4 protein-coding genes are annotated in these 3,926 nt (G+C 71.2%); 1 reads left to right on the top strand and 3 read right to left on the bottom strand.

Going from position 1 to position 3,926, the window contains the following annotated elements:
* Window positions 1–260: 260 nt before the first annotated feature.
* The 3 genes from ACM2XV_RS13125 to ACM2XV_RS13115 form a co-directional block, all read right to left on the bottom strand.
* On the bottom strand, window positions 261–860 hold the full coding sequence (locus ACM2XV_RS13125; protein WP_487027246.1) for a DUF222 domain-containing protein: 600 nt from the start codon (window positions 858–860) through the stop codon (window positions 261–263).
* A gap of 167 nt (window positions 861–1,027) precedes the next feature.
* Window positions 1,028–1,159, bottom strand: a complete 132-nt coding sequence (locus tag ACM2XV_RS13120) for a hypothetical protein (protein ID WP_487027245.1) — start codon at window positions 1,157–1,159, stop codon at window positions 1,028–1,030.
* A gap of 286 nt (window positions 1,160–1,445) precedes the next feature.
* On the bottom strand, window positions 1,446–2,477 hold the full coding sequence (locus ACM2XV_RS13115; protein ID WP_487027244.1) for a LacI family DNA-binding transcriptional regulator: 1,032 nt from the start codon (window positions 2,475–2,477) through the stop codon (window positions 1,446–1,448).
* A gap of 187 nt (window positions 2,478–2,664) precedes the next feature.
* Here ACM2XV_RS13115 and ACM2XV_RS13110 point away from each other — a divergent pair.
* Window positions 2,665–3,926: FGGY-family carbohydrate kinase (locus ACM2XV_RS13110; RefSeq protein ID WP_487027243.1), on the top strand; the 1,262-nt coding region annotated here is incomplete at its 3' end.

The raw sequence follows: 3,926 nt of genomic DNA, 5'->3' as shown, positions 1-3,926 counted from the left end.
CACGGCGTGGAGCACGTCGGCTTGCTTCTGATCCCTCGTGCGGGTGTCTGTGGGCGGTTGAGTCTCGGAGGCGAGCAGGAGCGGCTTCGCTGTCCCGTCCGCACTGTCGTTCTCGGTGGCATCGTCGTTCTCGGCAGCATCGGCAGCTGTGCCCGCACCGGGGGTGAACGCGACGGATGAGCCGGTGCGTGGGTTGACGTAGGCGTCGAGGACGGCGCGGATGGCGGCGGCCTGCTCGACGGGTAGCAGCCCGGTGAGTCTCAGAGGCCGTCTCGAGCGTGTCCGAGGCGGAAGAACCGCTTCTCGATGGCGGCTTTCTCGACCGGTTCGGTGCCGTCGGGGTCGAGTACCAGCTTCCATGCTTCAGCGGCTTCGACGACCGCGGTGGCCGGCAGTGCTTTCGAGAGTTCGATGAGGTTCTCGCACGCGGCGGTCATCAGCGCGGCCTCCGCGCGGTCTGCGGCCTCGATCAGCGGGTCGATGATCGCCGCCGCCTGCGCCCGGCCGAGCACGCCCTCGTGCACGGCGGTCTCGATGACGGGGAGCTTCGCCAGCCGCCGCGATTCCAGCACCCGTTCCCGGGCGTCCTTCGCGCACGTGCGCGTCACGGTCTCCAGCGCACCCCAGGCTTTCCGCGCCCCCAGCCGCCGGGCAAGTGAGTCCTCACCGAGCGTCTCGTCGGTGCGGTGGTCGAACTCGCGGGCGACGGCGAGCTGCAGCGCCTCGACCTTCCGAGACAGCTCCTCCACCGCCTGCGCGAAGCCGACCAGCTGGTCATCGCTCAGAAGGTCGGTGGCAGCCGGCATCATCGCCGTGACGCGCTCGAACGCCTCACGCAGACCCTGCCCCACAGCAGCCACGGCACGACCCCTTCCAGGTCACACTCCGAACGCCAGGCAGGCTCGGCCTGCGGCATCCGTACTCTCATCCTCGTGGCGCGGGGACGCCACCATCATAACACACAGCTTCGAAACAGATGTGCCATGGCTGGCAAAAAAACCAAACGAAGATTCGATCGAGAGCGCGGTCAGCCCTCGGCGCGCACGAAAGCCGTCATCGACTCGCGAATGGCGTGGCGCGCGGAGATCAGCCGGGAGTCGACCGGGGACTCGCCGTCATCGAGAAGCGACACCACGCGCTCCACGCCGATGACGCTCATATCGCGCGGCACGCTGTACCCCCCCGCGAGCGCACGACGTGCAGCTCTGCCCCGGCGGAGTAGCTGCTCGCGGAGTCCAGTCCCCGTCGAGCCGCAGGCTGTGTCGCGCACCCGCGCCCGCGAGTTCGTCGGCCCAGCCTCGGACCCGCTCGATGGCGTGTGGGAGATAACTGCGCTCGGATCGGGGGACTTGCATCCGACGCGCCGAGTTGGGCGGCCAGAAAATGTGATCACATTTGGATCACATATGGCCGCGAAGCGACCAGCGGGCGGCCGGCAGCGCGTGTCAGACGGGCGCCCCCATCGTCGACGCGCGCACCGTGAGGCGCGGGGGCAGCGCCGTGGGGAACTCGAGCGGACTGCCCTCGACCCGGGCGAGCAGCGTGGCGACCGCGCGGCGGCCGAGCTCGTCGAAGTCCTGACGGATGGTCGTGAGCGGCGGCAGGTAGTGGGCGGATTCCGGCACGTCGTCGAAGCCGACCACCGACAGCTGCTCTGGCACCCGCAGCCCGCGCTCGACGGCGGCGTGCATCAGCCCGAGCGCCATCTGGTCGTTCGCGCAGAACACGGCGGTGAACCCGTGACCGCGCAGCTGCTGGAAGGCGAGGTAGCCCGACTCGGCGGTCCAGTCGCCCGCGGCGACGGCGGTCGGCTCGAGCCCCGCATCGCGCAGCGCGCCCTCGAATCCGCGGGTGCGTGCGAGCGCCTCCGACCAGTCGTCGGGCCCGGCGACGAGGGCGATGCGGCGGTGCCCGAGGCCGAGCAGGTGCTGCGCGGCGATCGCCGCACCGAGCTCGTTGTCGACAGAGAGGCCCGCGTCGGCATCGCGCAGCTCGGTCTGCATCGTGACGATGGGGATCGGGGCGCCGAGGTCGGCGAGCACCTGGGCGGTGCGCGTCTGCGGCGCGAGCACCACGATGCCCTCGACCCCCTCGTCGATGAGGTGGCGCACGGCTTCCCGCAGCGAGCTGGCGTCGACGACGCGCGGGTTCGCGAGCATCGTCGAGTACCCGGCCTCGCGCGCCGCGTCCTCGATGGCGGCGATGCTGCTGGTCGGGCCGTAGTACGAGCCGTTGATCGCGGCCAGCACCCCGATCGTGTGGCTGCGGCTGGTCGCGAGCATGCGGGCGGCGCGGTTCGGCCGGAAGTCGAGACGCGCCACCGCGTCGAGCACCCGCTGCCGAGTCTCTGCCCGGATGTTCGGGTGCCCGTTGAGCACCCGTGACACGGTCTGGTACGAGACCCCGGCCTCGCGCGCGACGTCACGGATGTTGGCGACGTGCGGCACCTCGGACGGCGCATCTGCTTGACCGGTCACACGAAGAAGCGTACCGACACGGATGTGACCGGTTCACAGGCATCCGTGCCGAAGAGATGACGCGATTTTGACGTGAGCGGATGCCTGCGCATAGCCTCTCTTGCGAACCGGTCACAATCCCGCGACGGTGACCGGTCGCAGCGGCCGAGCGGGCGCTGTGCGACGACGAAGGGGTTGTGCCGGAACTGTGACGGAAGACGTCCGCCAGATCATCATCGAGGGGAAGGCCAGCCTCGGCGTCGAGTTCGGCTCGACGCGCATCAAGGCCTGCCTGATCGGCCCGGACTCGACGGTGCTCGCCGTCGGCGGCCACGAGTGGGAGAACGAGCTCGTCGATGGGCGCTGGAGCTACTCGCTCGACGCCGTCTGGTCGGGCCTGCAGGCCGCCTACGCCGAACTCGCGGCCGAGGCCGAGGCACGCCACGGGGTGCGCCCGGTCACGCTCGCCGCCATCGGCGTCTCGGCGATGATGCACGGCTACCTCGCCTTCGACGACGAGGGCGAGCTGCTCGTTCCCTTCCGCACCTGGCGCAACACCTCGACAGGGCCGGCCGCGGCCGAGCTCACCGAGGCGCTCGGCTTCAACGTGCCGCTGCGCTGGTCGGTCGCCCACCTCTACCAGGCGGTGCTCGACGACGAGCCGCACGTGCCGCACGTCGACAAGCTCATGACGCTCGCGGTCTACGTGCACTGGCGCCTCACCGGGCGCTTCGTCGCAGGGGTGGGGGACGCCTCCGGCATGTTCCCGATCGACCCGGCGACCGGCGGCTACGACGCGGCGAAGCTGCGCGTCGCCGATGAGCTGATCGGCCGCCGCCTGCCTGAGCTGTCCCTTTCCGCCCTGCTGCCCGAGGTGCTGCCGGCGGGGGCCGACGCGGGCGCCCTCACGCCGGAGGGCGCGGCGCTGCTCGACCCGAGCGGCACGCTGCAGCCGGGCATCCGCCTCTGCCCGCCCGAGGGCGACGCGGGCACCGGAATGGTGGCGACCGGCGCGGTCGCCCCGCGCACCGGGAACGTCAGCGTCGGCACGAGCGTGTTCGCGATGGTCGTGCTCGAGCAGGCCCTTGCGGCCGTGCACCCCGAGATCGACGTGGTCGCGACGCCCGACGGCGCCCCCGTCGCCATGGTGCACTGCAACAACGGTGCGAGCGAGCTCGGCGCGTGGGCATCGGTCTTCGGCCAGTTCGCGCAGCGGCTCGGCGCGGCCGCCGACAGCGACACCGTCTTCGCCGCCCTGCTCGGGGCGGCCGCCGACGGCGACGCCGACGCCGGCGGGCTGCTCGCCTACAACTTCCTGTCGGGCGAGCCGATCGCGGGGCTCGACGAGGGGCGCCCGCTGGTCGTGCGCACGCCTGGCAGCTCACTGACTCTCGCGAACTTCATGCGCGCCCAGCTCTATTCGGTGTTCGCGACGCTGCGCCTCGGCATGGAGGTGCTGGGCGGCGAGGG

The organism is Gryllotalpicola sp. CP2-P1 (assembly GCF_057512245.1).
The sequence above is the reverse complement of the archived record's forward strand: the minus strand, read 5'-3'. Positions and strand labels throughout refer to the sequence as shown.

Coding starts and splice junctions, on each gene's coding strand:
- ACM2XV_RS13120 (WP_487027245.1), bottom strand. CDS start 1,159: ATGAGCGTCATCGGCGTGGAGCGCGTGGTGTCGCTTCTCGATGACGGC.